This window comes from Pseudonocardia sp. KRD291, assembly GCF_019263595.1.
GTDB lineage: Bacteria > Actinomycetota > Actinomycetes > Mycobacteriales > Pseudonocardiaceae > Pseudonocardia.
Genome location: NZ_JADQDD010000036.1, coordinates 1 through 17,556, shown reverse-complemented (window position 1 = coordinate 17,556; position 17,556 = coordinate 1). Strand labels below are relative to the sequence as shown.

The window sequence follows — 17,556 nt, the reverse complement described above, 5'->3', positions numbered from 1 at the left end:
CCTGTCCTGATCGGGGCGGGCCGGTCGAGCAGTCTGCACTGTCGTGGCGCCCCCGCTTGTGCACAGATCATCGTGGTGGTGGGCTGAGTGAGCAACCTGCGTATGTCGACCCAGGGGAGTCCCCGATGAGCACCGCCGCCACCACCACGACCGAGCTCGAGGTGTTGCGCGAGGTCGAGCGTCGGGTGCTGTGGCTCTCGACGGCGATCATCGACCACGCGAACCGCAACCGGTCCGACCCCAGCGGTCTCAAGATCGGCGGTCACCAGGCGTCCAGCGCGTCCCTGGCGACGATCATGACGGCGCTGTGGTTCTCCCATCTGCGCTCCGGCGACCGGGTCTCGGTCAAGCCGCACGCCTCTCCGGTGCTGCACGCGGTCAACTACCTGCTCGGCGAGCTCGACGAGCGCTACCTGACGACGCTGCGCGAGTTCGGCGGGCTGCAGAGCTACCCGTCGCGGTCGAAGGACCCGGACCCGGTCGACTACTCCACCGGGTCGGTCGGCATCGGGGCCACCGCACCGATCTGGGGCGCGCTGGCGCGGCGGTACGTGTCCTCGCGGTTCGGTGGGGTGAGTGCGGGGCGCCAGTACTCGCTGGTCGGCGACGCGGAGCTGGACGAGGGCGCGGTCTGGGAGGCGATCCTGGACCCGATGGTCTCCGAGCTCGGCGAGGTCGTCTGGATCGTCGACCTGAACCGGCAGAGCCTCGACCGGGTGGTGCCCAAGATCGGCGCCCCGCGGATCGAGGGCATGTTCGCCGCGGCCGGGTGGCAGGTGCTGACCGTCAAGTACGGGCACCTGCTGCACGAGCTGTTCGCCCGTCCCGGCGGGGACGCCCTGCGCACCCGGATCGACGGCATGGGGAACCCGGAGTACCAGCGGCTGCTGCGCTGCGACGCGGCCGAGGTCCGCGACCGGCTGCCGGTGGGTGACGAGTCGTTGTCCGCGCTGGTCGCCGAGCTGGACGACGAGACGCTGCTCGCCGCCGTCCGGAACCTGGGCGGGCACGACATCGCCGCGCTCGGCGACGCGTTCGGCGAGATCGACGACTCGCGGCCGACGGTGATCCTGGCCTACACGGTGAAGGGCTACGGCCTGGCCACCGCAGGACACCCACAGAACCACGGCTCGGTGCTCACCGAGCCGCAGATGCAGCAGCTCTCCTCCGACGTCGGGGTGCCGCTCGAGGACCCGTGGCGGCGCTTCGCCCCGGACTCCGACGCGGGCCGGCTCTGCGCCCGCACCGCGGAACGCCTCTCTCGGGCGGACAACGGGTCCGGGCAGGTCGCGGCGCTGCCCACCGACATCGGACGCACCCCGAGCGGGCGGGCCACCACCCAGGCCGCACTCGGGCGGGCGTTGCTCGACCTCACCCGCGAGGCCCCGGAGGCATCGTCGCGGGTGGTCACGCTGTGCCCGGACGTGTCGTCGTCGACGAACCTGGGCGGCTGGGTGAACAAGGTCGGGGTGTGGTCCACGGCCGAGCGCAAGGACTGGTTCGACGACGACCCCGAGACGATCCTGCACTGGCGCGAGCGCCCGACCGGGCAGCACCTGGAGCTGGGCATCGCCGAGGGGAACCTGGTCGGCGCGCTCGGCGAGCTCGGCGCCACCTGGTCCCGGTGGGGTCAGCCGCTGCTGCCGATCGGGGTGCTCTACGACCCGTTCGTCGAGCGCGCGCTGGAGCCGTGGTCGTTCGGGATCTACGCCGGCGGGCAGTCGATCCTGGTCGGCACGCCGTCCGGGGTGTCGCTGGCGGCCGAGGGCGGCGCCCACCAGTCGATCACCACGCCGTCGGTGGGGCTGGAGCAGCCGGGCTGCGTGACCTACGAGCCCGCGTTCGCGATCGACGTCGAGTGGACCGTGCTGGCCTCGCTGGCCCGGCTCGGGCGCCCGGACGGGACGTCGGCCTATCTGCGGCTGTCCACCCGGCCGGTGGAGCAGGCCCTGGCCGCGATCCCGTCCGACCCGGCCGCACGGGAACGTCGCCGCCGCCAGGTCGTCGCCGGCGCCTACCCGGTCCGCCGCGCGGCGGGGGAGCGAGCGGACCTGACGATCGCGGTGATGGGCGCGATGGTGACCGAGGCCCTCGCCGCCGCCGACCGGCTGGCCGAGCAGGGGACCGAGGCCGACGTCGTGGTCGTGACCAGCCCCGGCCTGCTCTTCGACGCCGTCCAGGCTCGCGCCGGTCGACCGGTGCCGGGGCCGTCCGAGGGCTGGGTGCTCGACGCCGCGTTCCCCGCCCGACGGGCAGCGCCGCTGGTCACGCTGCTCGACGGGCACCCGCACACGCTGGCGTTCCTGGCCGGGATCAACCAGGTCCGGGCCACCCACCTGGGCGTGACCCGGTTCGGGCAGTCCGGCGACCTGGCCTCGGTGTACCGCCACCACGGCATCGACGCCGACTCGGTCGTCTCCGCGGCGCTGGACCTGCTGTAGGTCAGCTCTCGGGCGGCGGGAAGCCCGGCGCCGGCGGCTCGTGCGGCGGGTCGTCGGTCTCCGGCTTGCCCTGCGCGGAGTCGGAGAGGAACTTCTCGAACTCCGCGGCCAGCTCGTCGCCGCTGGGCAGCTCGCCGCCCAGGCCCTGGCCGAGCCCGCCGTCCTCGCGTGCGGCGACCACCTGGTCGTACTGCTCCTCGAGCGCGGAGACGATCTGCCCGACCTCCTCGGACTCGCCGACCTGCTCGGCGATCTCCTTGTCCGCCTGCTCGGCGGCCTTGGAGAGCTCCTCGGTCGGCAGGTAGAGCCCGGCCGAGAGGCCGGCGTGGTCGAGCAGGATCCGCGCCGCCTGCGGGTAGGCCGAGCGCGCCAGGTAGTGCGGCACGTGCACGGCGAAGCCCATCGCGTCCTGCCCGGCCTGCCCGAGCCGGTACTCCAGCAGCGCCGACGCGCTGCCCGGCACCTCCGCGGTGGTGAACCACGGCGTGTGGTCCTCCACGAGCTCGCTGCGGGTGGCGTGCGCGGTCACCCCGATCGGACGGGTGTGCGGCGCGGCCATCGGGATCCCGCCGAGGGTGATCACCAGCCGGATCCCGAACTCCTCGACCAGCAGGCCGACCGCGGCCACGAACCGCTCCCACTGGGTGTCCGGCTCCGGGCCGGAGAGCAGCAGGTAGCCGGTGTCGCCGGTGTCGGTGAGCGCGACAACATCGAGCGCGGGCGGGGTGTAGCCCGCCCAGTGGTCGCTCTCGAAGCGCAGCGGCGGGCGCCGCGAGCGGTAGTCGACGAGCTGGTCGATGTCGAAGCGGGCGACCGGGACGGCCTCGCGGCCCTCCTTGAGCGCCTCCACGGCCAGCGCGCCCGCGTTGCCCGCGTCGACGAACCCGTCGAGGACCACCACCAGGACCGGTTCGGTCAGGTGCGGGGCGTTCGGATCCACCTCGTAGAGCTGAGCGGGGTCGAGCACCACGTACCTCCGTGCGTTGCGGACGCGGGAGAGCTGCTCCCGCCCGTCGTGATTGTGGTCGCCTCGCGCGCCACGGCGTGACCCGACCCTATGGCCTTGCGTGCTCACCCCGACGGACATCACAACGTGAGGCGCCCCGCAGACCCTCGGCGGCGGGCGGCGGCCACGCGAGAATGGGGGCCCTATGCCGCCGTCACGTCGCGCTTATCTCGTCTGGTCCGCCGGTCTTCTCGCCTACCTCGTCGGCGTCATGCAACGTAGCTCGTTCGGGGTCGCGGGCCTCGACGCCGCGGACCGCTTCGACGCCGCCCCGGCCGTGCTGTCCGGGTTCATCGTGCTGCAGCTGCTGGTCTACGCGGCGCTGCAGGTCCCGGTCGGGCTGCTGCTGGACCGTTTCGGCGCCCGCCGCCTGGTGCTGGTGGGTGCACTGACGATGGCGGTCGCGCAGGTGATGCTGGCGCTGGCCACGGCGCTGCCGCTGGCGATCGCGGCCCGGCTGCTGGTCGGTGTCGGCGACGCGCTGACGTTCATCAGCGTGCTCTCCGTCGTCTCGGCGTGGTTCCCGGCGCGCCGGGTGCCGCTGATGACCCAGCTGACCGCCCTGCTCGGCCAGCTCGGGCAGGTGCTCTCGGCGATCCCGCTGGCCACGGTGCTGCACGGCGCCGGATGGACGCCGGCGTTCCTGTCCGCGGCCGCGCTCGGCGTCGTCGCCGCGGTCGCGGTCACCGCCGTGTTCGCCGACCGCCCACCGGGCGCGCCCGCTCCCGGCCCGGCCGCCGGACCGCGCGAGGTGATCGACGGCCTCAAGGCGTCCTGGCGCGAGCCCGGCACGCGGCTCGGGCTCTGGACCCACGCCGGCACCCAGTTCTCCGGGATGGTGTTCTCGCTGCTCTGGGGCGTGCCCTATCTGGTGGCCGGACAGGGCATGTCCCCGACGGCGGCCAGCGTGCTGCTGACCGTCCTGGTCGCGGCCGGTGCCGTGGCCGGCCCGGTGTTCGGCGAGTTCACCGCCCGGCACCCGTTGCGCCGGTCCTGGCTGGTGCTCGGCGTGATCGCGGTGACGGCCGGGGCCTGGACGGCGGTGCTGCTGCTCCCGCCGCCGGCGCCGTTGTGGTTGCTGGTCCTGCTCGTGATCGTCCTGGCCTGCAACGGGCCGTGCTCGGCGGTCGGGTTCGACTACGCCCGCACGTTCAACCCCGGGCACCGGCGCGGGACGGCGGTCGGCATCGTCAACGTCGGCGGGTTCACCGCGTCGCTGCTGGTCACGCTCGGGGTCGGAGCGGTGCTGGGGGCGCTCGGCGGGTTCACCCCGGAGGCGTTCCGGGCGGCGTGGACGGTGCAGTACCCGATCTGGGCGCTGGCCACGGTCGGCGTGCTCGTGGCCCGGGTGCGGGCGCGGCGGGCGATGGCCGCCGACGGCGTGGTCGTGCCGCCGCTGCGCGAGGTGCTGGCGCGAGAGCAGCGCCAGCGGAACGAGAATCGACTCAGCCGGCGCGGGTGATCCCCCGGATGGATCACTCGATAGTGAGAACGGATACCGTTACCGTTGTAACCGGACGATGACGGAGGGCAAGCGGTGCGGATCGCGTTCGTGGGCAAGGGCGGCAGCGGGAAGACGACGACGGCGGCGATGTTCGCCCGGCACGTCGCCGGTACCGGGGCGCCCGTGCTCGGCATCGACGCGGACATCAACCAGCACCTCGCAGTGGCCCTGGGGGCCGACCCGGACGCCGCCCCGCCGCCGTCGCTGGCCGCGGACATGGCGTGGCTCAAGGACCACGTGCGCGGCGCGAACCCGCGGATCGGCTCCGCCGCCGAGATGATCAAGACGACGCCGCCGGGGCCCGGCTCGCGGATGCTGGGCCTCTCCGGCGACGACGCGGTGCTCGCGCGCCTGTCCCGGGTGCAGGGCGACGTGCGCTACCTGGTGACCGGCGAGTTCACCGAGTCCGACATCGGTGTGTCCTGCTTCCACTCCAAGACCGGCGCGGTGGAGCTCTACCTCAACCACCTCGTCGACGGGCCCGGCGAGTACGTCGTCGTCGACATGACCGCCGGGGCCGATGCGTTCGCCTCCGGGCTGTTCACCCGCTTCGACCTGACCGTGCTGGTCTGCGAACCGACCCGGCGCGGTGTCGGGGTCTACCGGCAGTACGCCGAGCACGCGGCCGCGCACGACGTCGCGCTGCGGGTGCTCGGCAACAAGATCGCTCCCGGGGCCGAGGGCGCCGAGGACGTCGAGTACCTGCGCTCGGAGGTCGGCGACGCGCTGGTCGGCTGGCTCGGGCAGTCGGCGTGGGTCCGCGCCGCCGAGCGCGGGCGGGCCCGCCCGGTCTCCGAGCTGGAGCCGGACAACGCCGCGACCTGCGACGTGCTGCTCGCCGACCTCGACGCCCGCACCCGCGACTGGGCGGCCTACCACCGCGACACGGTCGCGTTCCACCTGCGCAACGCGCACTCCTGGGCCAACCGCGCCACCGGCGTCGACCTCGGCGAGCAGGTCGACCCCGACTTCGTCCCGGGGCTCGCCGAGTCCCGCGCCTGAGCCGTTCCGCCCCATCAGGAGGTCTCACCATGTCCCTCGACGTCCCCACCGCGGTGATCGACGCCGCGCAGCGCCGCGAGATGGACGACGCGCAGTTCGTCGCCGTCGTCCGCGACTCGCTGCCCTACGCGTGGACGGTGGTCTCGGCCGCCGCGGAGGACCGCACCGACCGCCCGGACGCGCCGTTCGGCGAGCACGAGGTCCCGCCGCCGTCCGAGGCCGAGCGCGGCCAGCTGCTGCGCGCGCTGGCCAGCAACGCGATCCGCGGGGCGCTGGAGCGGCACTTCGGTGTCGTGCTGGCGTTCCAGAACTGCCACCGGGTGGCCGCGTTCGCGCCGTCCGCGGTGGACTCGGAGATCTACCGCGAGTTCATCTCGCCGCGCGGCCAGGTGCTGAACCAGACCCCGGAGCTGCGGGACTGCTAGACCGCGCACGACGACGAAGGCCCGGTCCCCTCGGGGGCCGGGCCTTCGTCCACGTCGGGGACGGTTACTCGGCGAGCAGCCGGTAGATCGACTTGCGTGCCTCGGTGATCGAGGCGGTCGCCGTCGCGATCTGCTCCGGCGTGCCGGTGGCCATCACCTGCTGCCCGGCGGCGTGCAGTTGCCCGAGCTCCTGCCAGAGGCCGGCGGCGGGGTCGTCCTCGCCGTCGTCGGAGTCGAAGGCGGCCCACACGGCGTCGAGCTCCTCGCGGTGCTCGGCGACGTAGGTGGTGCCGGACTCGGTCAGGTGCACGACGCGGCGGCCCTCGGTCTTCTCGACCCGGACCAGCCCCTCGTCCTCGAGCTGCGACAGCGTCGGGTACACCGAGCCGGGGCTCGGCTTCCACCGGCCGCCGGTGCGCTCGGTGATCTCCTGGATGATCTCGTAGCCGTGGCGCGGGGCCTCGGCGACCAGGGCCAGGACGGCCGACCGCACGTCACCGCGGTTCGTGCGCCGCCCGCCGCGCCGGCCGAAGCCGCGCGGGGGACCGGGCGGGAAACCGGGGCCGAACCCGCCGGGGCCGAAGCCCGGACCGAATCCACCCGGGCCGCCGCGCCGGCCACCGCGGCCGTGCGGGCCGCCGCGCCGGGCGTCGCGAAGCCGGCGGACCCGCGGGTCCTCGTCGTCGGGTCCCTCGCCCATCGCCTCTCCTGCTGCCATCGCGGCCTGTCCCATCGCTGCGGCCATCTCCGCGAACGGCGGCCGGCCCCGGCGCGATCCGCGCCCGCCTCGTCCGCCGCCCCATGGTGTGTTCATGGCGTTCATGAACGTACTCCTCTCGTGGTGAGCCTCCCTATCCGATCGGCTCGCGTGACATCACGATATATCGCGACTGCTCACGATGCAACCATGGGCTGTCGCCGGGCCCCACCGTTCGGTCGTGGCCGCGCACGTCCGATCCGGCGTTCAATGGAGGGTGAGCGGGACGACGCAGGGGTCGGCCCCGGTGCGGGAGGTGCGTGGTGGCCGGTCGGAAGGATGCGGAGCACGGGGTCGTCGACCACGGGCGGCAGGTCGTCGACGTCACCGACCTGTCTCCGCGCGAGATCCGGGCGCGGATCGCGGACCTGCAGGACGAGCACGTGGTACAGGTCGAACGGGCGCGTGACGACCTCGCCGTGAGCATCGACCGGCTCCGGGTGGGCGTCGGGCTGCTCCGCGACCGGCTGGCGGCGAAGGCACGGGCCGCGCTACCGGTGGTCGCGGGTACGACGGCGGTCGGGGTGACGGCGGTGGTGCTCGTGCGCGTCGGTTCGAACCGTTCCGGGCGGCGCTGACGGCCGTCGGTCGATCAGGGGTTCGGGAGATTGCCGTCGTGCTGTTGGACGGCGCGATCGACGAGGAGCGCGACCTCGAGGGTCGTCAGCAGGTCGGTGCGGACGGTCACCGTGAACCGGTCCCAGATGCGGCGCAGCTCGCGGTCCGAGCGGTTCCGGTCCCGCCGCCCCGCCCCGTCCGTCCGGAGAGAGATCCGGGCCCGCGTGGGGTCGAACGGCCCGTGCAGGAGCACTGTGAGCCAGTCCGGTGACTCGCGGGTGAAGGCGTCGAGCGCTGCCGTGGTGTCGAGGGTGACGACCGGGAATCGGCCGGAGTCCCGGATGCCATGCAGTCGTCCCCTGTCGTAGAGGTGCGCGGCCCCGTTCCGCGCGACGTCGTGCAGGGTCTGCGCCCAGGACCTCAGCTCGGCGAGGTGGCCTGCCGTGGCGGTCTCGATGTCCAGGGTGCCGGTGCGTGCCGTGGTCAGGGCGGGCAGACGCTCGTAGCGCCGCCCGAGAGTGGTCAGGGCGAACGCGGTGGTGCGTTTGCCGGTTCCCGGCGCGCCGGCGAGCACGACCCCGGACCAGCCTTCCCGCTGCTCCTGCACGTCGTCCTGCCCCTCGTCCTCCCCGGCCGCGGTCAGCTCTGTGTGCGGAGCGCGTCCCGGACCCGCATCAGGGCGAAGCCGAGCAGGTTCTCCCCGTCCCACTGCCGCGGGTCGGTGGCGGCCGGGTCGTCCAGGGCGCGTCCGACACCCCATACCCGGTCGTCCGGCGAGGCTTCGACGAGGACCGTGTCGCCGGTCGAGCGCAGGTGCTCGGCCAGTGCGTCGTCCTGGCCGAACTTGGCCTCGTTGCCGCGCACGACGATGTCGAACCGGTGCCGGCGCCAGGTTGCGGAGTCGAAGCCGCGGGCCTCGCGTCCGAGCTGCTTGGCCTCGGCAGGGGAGTCGGCGTCGAGGATCCGGGCGGCCGTGGCCGTGTCGCCGAACAGGTCGGCCTTGCGCTCCATCATGTACTGCTCGGTGCTGCGGTACATCTGGCCGTCCACAGTGAACCCGGCCGGCCACCACTGGCTGAACAGCCACGGCCCGGCCGGGGTGCCGGGCTCGGCGCGGTGGCCGTAGAAGGGGAGGTAGGAGAACTCGCGACCCGCCTCGATCGCGGTGAGGAGCTCGGTCCGGTCGTGGGGTGGCACGAGCGTCAGGGTAGGCGGTCGTCGGTGGATGTGCGGTCGAGATGACCGTGGCGGGACGGGCTCCGCTCACGTTCATCTCCGCCGTCTCGGCCTGGACGTGTCTCGGCATGGAGGTGCGGCGCAGCCCGTCGAGAAGCACGGCACGTGCCACGCGAATGTCCTGCGAACAGGGTCGGTGCGGGCCGGAAGATTCCTCCGAGACGCTCGAATTCACGATCGCAAACAGTTCCTCGTGTTCGATCATCTGTTCGAATAGAATGGGTGCATGACCGCGGTCGACGACATCACCACCGTTCCGGGCGGCTCCCGCCCGGAACCCGTGATGCCCGCATTCGCACCCGTCGACCCGACGCTCGTGTGGCTCCTGGCCGAGCAGGACCCGGGTGTGGTCGATGAGTTGTGCGCCGACACCAGCCTGTCGGAGGCGGGTCTGGTGGATCGGATCTCGGTGCTGGAGTCGTTGCAGCAGCGGGTCGCGGCCCTGCAGTCCGCGGCGATCTACGCCTTCGCCCGCCGCCACGCCGCGGTCCGCACGGCGGGTGGGGTGGTGGAACCGGAGAAGCTCGAACGCAGCATCGCCGGACAGATCGCGCTGGCGTGTCGGGTCTCTCCCGCCGAGGGCGGGAAACGGATGCGGATGGCCCGCGACCTGCGCAACGGGCACGACCGGGTGCACGCGCTGTTCACCGCGGGTGAGTTGAGTGCCTACAAGACGGCCACGATCACCGCCGCGACCGGCGATCTCGATGCGGTCGAGCGCGCGGAGGTCGACCGCCGTCTCGCCGCGCACGACATCGCGCACCTGGGCGTGGGCCGGATCCGGACCCTGGTCCAGGCGCTCGCGGCGCAGGTGGCGCCGGAGAGGTTCCACGCCCGCTCCCGCACCGCGCGTAAAGCGCGGCGGGTGTCGCTGCGCCCGGCCCCGGACGGGATGACCGACCTGATCGCGCACCTGCCCCTCGAACAGGGCGTCGCCTGCTACGCCGCCCTGGCCAAAGCCGTGAACGAGGCCGCGGTCGGCTCGGAGCCGGTGACCCGCGGGCGGGGGCAGATCATGGCCGACACCCTGGTCGAACGGGTCACCGGACAGGTCACCGCGCCCGATGTCGCGGTCGAGGTGCAGGTGGTGGTGCCGGTCGAGGCGTTGATCGACCCCGACTCACCGCTGCCGGCGCACATCCCCGGGCACGGCCCGGTCCCGCTCGACGTCCTGGCCACCGGCAGCGGCCGCAAGACCCTGCGCCGGCTACTGACCCGGGCCGGGATCGTGATCGGCGGGGACTCGCGGCAACGCCTGTTCACCGGGGTGCTCGCCGAGTGGATCAGGGCCCGGGACGGGTACCGGTGCAGCGAACCGTACTGCGACGCCCCGATCCGACATCTCGACCACATCCGACGATCCGCAGACGACGGCATATCCGAGTTCGACAACGGCAGAGGTGTGTGCGAATTCCACAACTATCTCCGCGAAACACCCGGGTGGAGCGTGGAAAGGACCGAAGAGGGCGTCCGGACCACGACGCCGACCGGACACACCTACACCGCACCACCATGGCGCACGACCGACGACGATGGAGCGCGCCCACGACCGACGACGCCTTCCCCGCACGAATCGACGCCGCCGTTCCCGCGTGAATCGACGCCGCCGCCCGCGCGCGAATCGACGCCGCCGCCCCCGCGCAGGTCACCGCCGCTCCCGCGCGATCCGGGTGATGTCCCGTGACCGCGGACTGCGCCCCGTCGAGGCACCGCGGTCGGCCCGGACAGCGTTCAGCCCTCGTTCCACCGTGGCGAGGTGGTGCGCGGCGGCAGCAGTCGGGCGCCGACGCGGATCAGGTGTGGTGCGCCGGAGGCGACCGCATCGATCAGGGCGGCGGCGAGGTCGGGACCGATCGTCGCGACGTCGGTGCCGGCCATGCCGAACGCTCCGGCCAGCGCGACGAGATCGGGGGTGTGCAGGTCGACCCCGGCGTGTGGGTGGCCGGCACGGTCCTGGTCGTAGCGCAGCATCCCGTAGCCGGCGTCGTCGACGACGAGAACGGTCACCGGCAACCGCTCCCCGACGACGGTGGCCAGCTCGCCCAGCCCCATCGCCAGGCCGCCGTCGCCGACGACCGCCACCGTCGGCACCCCGGTCGCGGCGACGCCGATCGCGGCCGGCAGGCCGAACCCGAGGGTGCCCCAGCCGACCGGGTAGGCAAGCCCGCGCGGGCCCCCGACACGGGCGTACCCGCCGACCCAGTAGCCGGCGACGGCCATGTCGCAGACCAGCGCCGCACCCCGCGCCGCGACCGACTCGACGCACTCGACGAGCGCGAACGCGTCGGCCGATGCCGGATCGTCGCGCAGGCGGGCGCGGACCCGCGCGACGAGATCGGGCGGCGTCCACGTGGCGCGGGGCGGAACCCGGTCCCGCAGCCGGTCCAGCAGTGCGGGCACCGGGCCGGTGAGTGCCGCGTCGGGGGTCCACTCCGGAGGGTCGATGGGCGCGGCCGCGTCGACGGTGACCAGCCGCGGAGGGCGGGGCATCGTCCAGTTGCGCGTGTTCATGCCGTCCAGGTCGCCGCCGACGGCGAGCAGTACGTCGGCTGCGCCGATCAGCTCGGCGAGCTCGGGCTCGTGCGGTGGGACACCGACCGCGCCGGGAAGCCCGTGCGCGTGGAAGGACGGCACCAGCAGAGCGCCCAGGCGGGTGGCGAGCGCCTCCACCTCAGGCGCGGCATCGAGCGCCCCGGACCCCGCCCAGACGACGACGGAACGGTCCCGCAGCAGGTCCGCGACACGGTCCAGGTCGGCGTCCGCAACGAGTGCATCGGACCCCGCGAGCACCGGCGCACCGGAGGGCACTGGCGCACCGGAGGGCACTGGCGCACCGGACGGCATCGGCGCACCGGCGGGCATCGGCAGGACGTCGGCCGGGACGTCGAGATAGACCGGCCCGCGCGGTGCGGTCAGGGCGAGGGTCGTCGCCGCACGCACGTCACGGGCCGCCTCGTCCGGTGTGCGTGGCGTGAACACCGCCTTGGCCAGCGGCGCGAACAGCGCGGCCTGGTCGCGCGACTCGTGCAGCACGCCACGCAGCCGGCCCTCACGGCGCAGGCGTTGCGGGATCTCGGACGCGACGAGCACGATCGGCGACCCGGCCGCGGCGGCCTCGCCGAACCCGGTCAGCGCGTTCGTCGCACCCGGGCCGGTCGTGACCACGGCGGCGCCGAGCACGCCGGTGCGCCGCGCCCACCCGTCGGCGGCGTAGGTCGCCGCCTGCTCGTGCCGGACCACCAGCGGCGACCGCGGACCGGTCGAGAAGAACGCCAGGTTGTGCACGCCGGGCAACCCGAACACGGTTGCGGCGCCCGCCTCGCGGAGCACGTCCAGCACGTCGTCGGCGACCGTGCGTGCCTGATCCACAGTGCATGTCTGGTCCACGGGTCGACCGTAGGCGGTCAGGCGGTCAGGCCGGGGTCTCGCGTCCGGCCGCGGCGACGGCCCGCAGTGCCGGTCCCGCGGCGGCGAGCTCGCCGGAGGGCACCCGCCCGAGGATCCGGACGATCTCCTCGCGGCGGCGGGCGTCGACGTCGTCCACCAGGCCGCGGCCCGCCCCGGTCAGGTCCAGCGGTCAGCAGCCGCGCGACGTCCAACGCCGCATCCACCACGTCCAGGTCGGTCTCGTCCGCCTGTGGTCCGGTTCGTTCCACCTGCCCGGTCTGCACCGGCGCGCCCCGTAGGTCAGGTATGTGCGTTTGCGCAATCAATGCCATGAGGCAAGAATAGGTGGCGTTCGAACGACATGGACGAGGACAGGAGCTGTGCGATGAAGGTGGCCGACATCCTCAAGATCAAGGGTGACGCGGTGCGGACGGTGCCGTCGCGGACGCCGGTGCCCGAGGCCGTCCGGCTGCTGGCGGGGCCGCCCCCGATCGGAGCCCTGGTCGTCTCCGACGACGAGGGCCGCACCGTGCACGGGATCATCTCCGAGCGGGACCTCGTGCGCCGGCTCGGTACCGACGGCACGCGCCTGCTCGAGCTCACGGTGGCCGACGTGATGACCCGCCACGTGGTGACGTGCACTCTCGACAACACCCTCGACGAGGTGATGGCGGAGATGACCCGCCGCCGGCACCGGCACCTGCCCGTGGTGCGCAACGACCGGCTGGTCGGCCTGGTGAGCATCGGCGACGTGGTGCGCCACCGCCTCGCCGAGATGCGCACCGAGACCGGCGTGCTCCGCGACATCTACCTGGCCAGCCACTGATCCGCGCCGGGGCCCGGGCCGGTCCGCCCGGGGCCGGTTCGCCCGGGGCCGGGCGCGGAACGAACCGGGCGTCGCGGACGTTGACGGGGATATGAGGGCAGCCACGGCACTGACCGCCCCGCGCCGGATCGCCGCGTTCCGGGCGCTCTGGCGCGCCCTGTCCCGTCGTGCACGCCCGGGCGAGCCCGGCACCGCGGAGCGCCTGCAGGCGTTGCCGAAGATGGTCGGCGACTCCGCCACCGGCACCTACCCGCACCTGGGGAAGGGCCGGTTGGCGCTGTTCGCGATGGCCCTGGTCTACCTCGTCTCACCGGTGGACCTGGTGCCCGAGGCGTTCCTGACCGTGTTCGGTCTCGGCGACGACGCGGTGATGGCGATGTGGCTCGGCGGCGCGCTACTGGTCGAGGCGGACCGCTACCTGGGCTGGCAGCGGCAGCGTCCGACGATCATCGACGAGCTGCCCCGACCGGCGCTCAGCAGGTAGAGCGCACGTAGTCGTTGATCCGGCCGGACGCCGCGGTGTAGGCCGGGTCCGAGGCCTCACGCGCGACGTCGGGGTCGCGGGCCAGCGCGAACGTGTCGCCGCCGTTGGTCTCGAGCTGGCGCAGCTGACGCTCGACCAGCGCGTTGACGCGCTCGAAGTCGGCCCGGAGCTCCTGCGGCGACAGGGCCGTCACCTGCTCGTTCGCCGCGCGGACCCGGTCGGCGACGCCGGCGATGTCGTCGACCCGCCGCCCGGTGCCCAGCTCGGTGACCGGCCGCGCCGAGGACCGGCTGTTCTCCACCGCCTCGCAGAACGGGCTGACGGCCTGGGCCTGCGTGGTCGTCACCGTGCGCGAGCTGCCGCGGTCGGCGACCGAGCCGCCGCATGCGGACAGCACCACGAGACCGACCGCGACCGCCGGAAGGGCGAGGGCGCGGTACCGGTGACGGGCGCAGGTTCGATGACAGGCACTGATTCGATGGAGGGCACAGGGCCGGACCGAGGACATGAGGCGCTGATCGTATCCGGCAGGTGATCCACTCCGTGCGACCGGCCGACCCGTGGTGCCGTCCGGGCGGCTACGCGCTCCGGCCGTAGAACAGCTCCTGGGTCAGCCGGTTCATCCGGTCGCCGGGGCGCTCCGAGTAGGCCAGTACCGCGTTGATGCGCACCTGGTCCCCCCGCACGGGCGTGACCCGGTGCAGGGAGTGCCGGCCGCGGAACAGGCTCAGGGTGCCCGGCTCGTTCGGCAGGGTGATCCGGCCGGGCAGGTCGTCGCGCACGGCCGCGCGGAGGGCCTCGGAGTTCTCGTGGTCCTCGCCGCGCAGGTCGTGGTGGTACTCGTAGGCCCCGCCCCGGGCCGAGGGCTGCACCATCACCGTGACCGCGAACGGCGAGCGGTCGAAGTGCCACCCCAGCTCGTCGCCCTCCTCGAAGACCATCAGCGACGCCGATCCGAGGGGGTCCGCGTAGCGGTGCAGCTCGGCGACGCCCAGTGCCCGTCCGAGGAAGCCGGTCAGCTCGTCGGACCCGTAGGCCAGGCGCAGCGGCGAGTCCGCGTCGACGAGGTCCCAGGCGATGGCCGACTTGGACGAGTGCTGCAGCAGCGAGAGCGTGTCGTCGCGGGCCGCGGTGGCCGGGACGTCCTCGAAGTAGACGTTGTGTGTGGCGTCGGTGCGGTAGGCCCGGTCCCGTTTCGCCTGGGTCTCGGCGACGAGCCGCCGCACCGCCTCCGGGCGCAGGAAGCCGGGCAGCTGGCACGCGCCCTCGAAGGCGAGCGAGGCGCGGCAGAACTCCACCATGGCCCGGCCCCGGGGGCTGTCCAGGAGGTCGACGGGGTAGCGGTCGAGGTCGATCACCTGCGAGAGGGCGGTGTGTGTCTGCGTGGTCGTCATGGGGTCCTTCCCACGTCGGGAGCGTCTGCTCCCCGAGGTTGGCCGCACCCACCCATGAACACCAGCGCGAGTTCTGCGTGGTGAATATTCCATTCGCTCATAGGATGGGCCGGTGACGACGTCGCTGTGGGCCCGGCTCGACGTCCGCCACGTCGTCGCCCTCGGCGAGGTGGTGCGCACCGGATCGTTCACCGCGGCGGCCGCGTCGCTCGGCTACACGCAGTCGGCGGTGAGCCAGCAGATCACGCGCCTGGAGACGGTGATCGGGCATCGGGTCGTGAACCGCTCCGCGGGCGGGCGGACCGTCACCCTGACCCCGGCGGGACGGGTGCTGCTGGGGCACGCCGAGGCGTTGACGGGCGTCCTGGCGCGCATCGCGACCGACGTCGCGGCGCTCGCCGAGGGCACGGCCGGGATCCTGCGCGTGGGCTGTTTCGAGAGCGTCGGATCGAGCTTGCTGCCGTCCGCCCTGGCGCGTTTCACCGCGGCCTTCCCGAAGGTCCGGGTGGTGGTCGAGGAGCTGCCCGACGACGGGGACCTGCTCGGCCTTCTCGAGACGGGCGACCTCGACCTGAGCTTCGCCGTCCTGCCCCTGCCCGAGGGCCCGTTCCGGGTACGGGCGCTGATGGAGGACCCCTACGTGCTGGTGACCGCGGCCGGGGCGTCCGTCCCCGCCGGGGACGGGGAGGTGGATCTCGACGACCACCCGGACCTGCCCCTCATGGCCTACGCCGGGATGCGGCCCGTGCACGCCATCGAGTCCCGTCTCGGCCGGCCGGGCCTGCGTGACCGGGTGGTGTTCCGCAGCAACCACAACTCCACCCTGCTGGGGCTCGCGGCCCAGGGGTACGCCGCGGCGGTGATCCCGTGGCTGGGCGTGGACCACGCGCGGGCCGGGATCCGGATCCACGGGTTGTCCAGGGTCGGCCCCCGGGTCGTGGGTATCGCGTGGCGCGGTCTGCCTGGCAGGGACCCGGCCGCCCGCCCCCTCGACGACGCCGCCCAGGGCTTCGTCGATGCCGCCGAGGCCGCCGCCCGGGAACGGGAGACCCACCTGCGCGACGTGCTGGACGCCCGTCCCACGTGAGCGTCCGGCACCGGTCGTCACACCTGCGACCACCCGGGGTCGGCGACCAGGGCGGCCGCCGCGGTCAGGTCCTCGGCGAGCGGGCGGTCGTCGGTGCGACGGTCGAGGAGCTCGTCGGCGCGGCGGAACGCGGGTCCCAGCGGCAGGTGCGACGGGTCGTCGCCGCGCATCCGCAGCGCCCGGACGGCGGCGACCAGCTCGCAGGCCAGCACGCGGGTGTAGGCGTCGGCGACGTCCCCGGTGGCGCGGGCGGCCTGGGTGGAGAAGCTGGCGTGGTCCTCGAGCCCGCGCGAGACGACCGCGGTGCCCAGCGTCGCCGGCAGCGCGGCCTGGCGCAGCGCGGCCAGGGCGTCGTGCGAGACGTACTCCAGGATCATTACCCCGGAGCTGCCTGCCGGGCCGTCGGCGAGGAACGCGCGCAGCCCGCTCTGGTCCGGTTCGACGAGGTCGCCGAGCCGGGCCGCGGACAGCTCCGCGACCTGGTGCACCCCCGCGCGGGTCTGGTCCAGCGCGGTGGCCACGTAGGCGGTGTGGAAGTGCGCGTGGTGGTAGGCGTCGGCGTGCTGGTGCGAGATCAGCGGGTTCTCCGACCCGGCGTTGATCTCGATGTCGAGTACCCGGTGCAGGTACTCCAACGCGTCCAGCGCGGGGCCGTTGACCTGTGGGAACGCCCGCAGGCCGAACGGGTCCTGGATGCGGCGGCCCTTGGCCGGGGTGTCGCTCATGCCGAGCAGGTCGCGCATCCGCTCCGCGCAGCGGACCTGCCCGGGGTGCGGGCGGGCGCGGTGCACCGGCTCGGCGTAGGCCTCCGGGCTGCCCTCCAGCGCGAGGTAGGACAGCGCCGCGACGACGTGGCTGGCCGCCAGGATGACGTCCAGGCGGGTGGCGGCGATCGCGGCGTCGCCGAGGGTGGCGGCGTTGCTGCTCAGGAACGCGAGCGCGTCGCCGCCGTCCATCGCGACCGGGTCCGGGGCGGGACCGTCCCAGGCGCCCTCGCCGGCGAGGGCGAGCGCGATCTGGGCGAGCGGGGCGAGGTCGCCGGTGCCGATCGCGCCGAGCCGGTGCACGACCGGCAGCGCCCCGATGCGCAGGGCCCCGGCCAGCGCGGCGGCGACGGCCGGGGACACCCCGGAGTGCCCGGTGAGCAGCTGGTTGAGCCGGACCAGCATGGCCGCACGGACGTGCGCGGTGTCGAGCCGGTTGCCGGTTCCCCCGGCGTGGCTGCGCAGCAGGCGCAGGCCGTGCCCGGTGAAGTCGGCGCCGTCGGCCTGCTCGACGCGGTTCGCCCCGACACCGGTGGTCCGCCCGTAGACGACGCGCCGGGTGCTCAGGTCGGCGGCGAGCGCGGAGGCGAGACCGACCCGGCCCATCGCGGCGCCGTCGACGACGAGGTCCGGCGGGCCGGGCGCACGGGCGACGTCGCCGACCGTGCGCGTGGTCAGCGACGCC

18 protein-coding genes are annotated in these 17,556 nt (G+C 73.8%); 9 read left to right on the top strand and 9 right to left on the bottom strand.

The features are described from left to right. The first annotated feature begins 125 nt into the window (after positions 1-125). Positions 126-2,441 carry a pyruvate dehydrogenase gene (locus tag I4I78_RS07980; RefSeq protein ID WP_218610577.1) on the top strand — a complete coding sequence of 772 codons (2,316 nt, stop codon included), beginning with the start codon at positions 126-128 and terminating at the stop codon, positions 2,439-2,441. A gap of 1 nt (position 2,442) precedes the next feature. Here I4I78_RS07980 and I4I78_RS07975 read toward each other — a convergent pair whose 3' ends face one another. After that, on the bottom strand, positions 2,443-3,408 hold the full coding sequence (locus tag I4I78_RS07975; protein WP_374225852.1) for a proteasome assembly chaperone family protein: 966 nt from the start codon (positions 3,406-3,408) through the stop codon (positions 2,443-2,445). Positions 3,409-3,592: 184 nt separating this feature from the next. On the opposite strand from I4I78_RS07975, the gene I4I78_RS07970 reads away from it, so the two are divergent. From I4I78_RS07970 to I4I78_RS07960, 3 genes are all read left to right on the top strand, one after another. Then, on the top strand, positions 3,593-4,909 hold the full coding sequence (locus tag I4I78_RS07970; RefSeq protein ID WP_218610575.1) for a nitrate/nitrite transporter: 1,317 nt from the start codon (positions 3,593-3,595) through the stop codon (positions 4,907-4,909). A 75-nt stretch (positions 4,910-4,984) separates the two neighbouring features. Next, positions 4,985-5,953: an ATP-binding protein gene (locus tag I4I78_RS07965; protein WP_218610574.1), complete on the top strand. Its 969-nt coding sequence runs from the start codon at positions 4,985-4,987 to the stop codon at positions 5,951-5,953. Positions 5,954-5,982: 29 nt separating this feature from the next. Further along, complete coding sequence (locus I4I78_RS07960; RefSeq protein ID WP_218610573.1) at positions 5,983-6,378, top strand: SCO5389 family protein; 396 nt, start codon at positions 5,983-5,985, stop codon at positions 6,376-6,378. 64 nt (positions 6,379-6,442) lie between these two features. Here the strand turns inward: I4I78_RS07960 and I4I78_RS07955 are convergent, their stop codons facing one another. After that, positions 6,443-7,201 (bottom strand): PadR family transcriptional regulator, encoded by a 759-nt coding sequence (locus I4I78_RS07955; RefSeq protein WP_226379308.1) that lies wholly within the window; start codon positions 7,199-7,201, stop codon positions 6,443-6,445. A 197-nt stretch (positions 7,202-7,398) separates the two neighbouring features. Here I4I78_RS07955 and I4I78_RS07950 point away from each other — a divergent pair, with 197 nt between their 5' ends. Continuing rightward, positions 7,399-7,713 (top strand): hypothetical protein, encoded by a 315-nt coding sequence (locus I4I78_RS07950; protein WP_218610572.1) that lies wholly within the window; start codon positions 7,399-7,401, stop codon positions 7,711-7,713. A gap of 14 nt (positions 7,714-7,727) precedes the next feature. On the opposite strand, the gene I4I78_RS07945 is transcribed toward I4I78_RS07950, so the two are convergent. Then, on the bottom strand, positions 7,728-8,300 hold the full coding sequence (locus I4I78_RS07945) for a hypothetical protein (RefSeq protein WP_218610571.1): 573 nt from the start codon (positions 8,298-8,300) through the stop codon (positions 7,728-7,730). Positions 8,301-8,332: 32 nt separating this feature from the next. After that, positions 8,333-8,890, bottom strand: coding sequence for an NADAR family protein (locus I4I78_RS07940; protein WP_218610570.1), 558 nt, complete (start codon positions 8,888-8,890; stop codon positions 8,333-8,335). A gap of 265 nt (positions 8,891-9,155) precedes the next feature. On the opposite strand from I4I78_RS07940, the gene I4I78_RS07935 reads away from it, so the two are divergent. After that, complete coding sequence (locus I4I78_RS07935; RefSeq protein ID WP_226379307.1) at positions 9,156-10,613, top strand: DUF222 domain-containing protein; 1,458 nt, start codon at positions 9,156-9,158, stop codon at positions 10,611-10,613. Between the two features lie 47 nt (positions 10,614-10,660). Here the strand turns inward: I4I78_RS07935 and I4I78_RS07930 are convergent, their stop codons facing one another. Both I4I78_RS07930 and I4I78_RS33385 read right to left on the bottom strand, forming a co-directional pair. Further along, positions 10,661-12,316 carry a thiamine pyrophosphate-binding protein gene (locus tag I4I78_RS07930; RefSeq protein ID WP_218610569.1) on the bottom strand — a complete coding sequence of 552 codons (1,656 nt, stop codon included), beginning with the start codon at positions 12,314-12,316 and terminating at the stop codon, positions 10,661-10,663. 25 nt (positions 12,317-12,341) lie between these two features. Next, positions 12,342-12,473, bottom strand: a complete 132-nt coding sequence (locus tag I4I78_RS33385; protein ID WP_255567091.1) for a hypothetical protein — start codon at positions 12,471-12,473, stop codon at positions 12,342-12,344. Between the two features lie 228 nt (positions 12,474-12,701). On the opposite strand from I4I78_RS33385, the gene I4I78_RS07925 reads away from it, so the two are divergent. Both I4I78_RS07925 and I4I78_RS07920 read left to right on the top strand, forming a co-directional pair. Further along, positions 12,702-13,142: a CBS domain-containing protein gene (locus I4I78_RS07925; protein ID WP_218610568.1), complete on the top strand. Its 441-nt coding sequence runs from the start codon at positions 12,702-12,704 to the stop codon at positions 13,140-13,142. Positions 13,143-13,233: 91 nt separating this feature from the next. Beyond that, positions 13,234-13,626: a YkvA family protein gene (locus I4I78_RS07920; protein WP_218610567.1), complete on the top strand. Its 393-nt coding sequence runs from the start codon at positions 13,234-13,236 to the stop codon at positions 13,624-13,626. On the opposite strand, the gene I4I78_RS07915 is transcribed toward I4I78_RS07920, so the two are convergent. Next, positions 13,616-14,026: a hypothetical protein gene (locus I4I78_RS07915; protein ID WP_218610566.1), complete on the bottom strand. Its 411-nt coding sequence runs from the start codon at positions 14,024-14,026 to the stop codon at positions 13,616-13,618. The two genes, I4I78_RS07920 and I4I78_RS07915, sit on opposite strands and share 11 nt — an antisense overlap. Before the next feature lie 178 nt (positions 14,027-14,204). Further along, positions 14,205-15,020, bottom strand: a complete 816-nt coding sequence (locus tag I4I78_RS07910) for a hypothetical protein (RefSeq protein ID WP_218610565.1) — start codon at positions 15,018-15,020, stop codon at positions 14,205-14,207. 112 nt (positions 15,021-15,132) lie between these two features. On the opposite strand from I4I78_RS07910, the gene I4I78_RS07905 reads away from it, so the two are divergent. Next, positions 15,133-16,107 carry a LysR family transcriptional regulator gene (locus I4I78_RS07905; RefSeq protein ID WP_218610564.1) on the top strand — a complete coding sequence of 325 codons (975 nt, stop codon included), beginning with the start codon at positions 15,133-15,135 and terminating at the stop codon, positions 16,105-16,107. Positions 16,108-16,124: 17 nt separating this feature from the next. Here I4I78_RS07905 and I4I78_RS07900 read toward each other — a convergent pair whose 3' ends face one another. Continuing rightward, a complete protein-coding gene (locus I4I78_RS07900) occupies positions 16,125-17,549 on the bottom strand; it encodes an aromatic amino acid ammonia-lyase (protein WP_218610591.1) in 1,425 nt (474 codons plus the stop codon). Between the last annotated feature and the right edge of the window lie 7 nt (positions 17,550-17,556).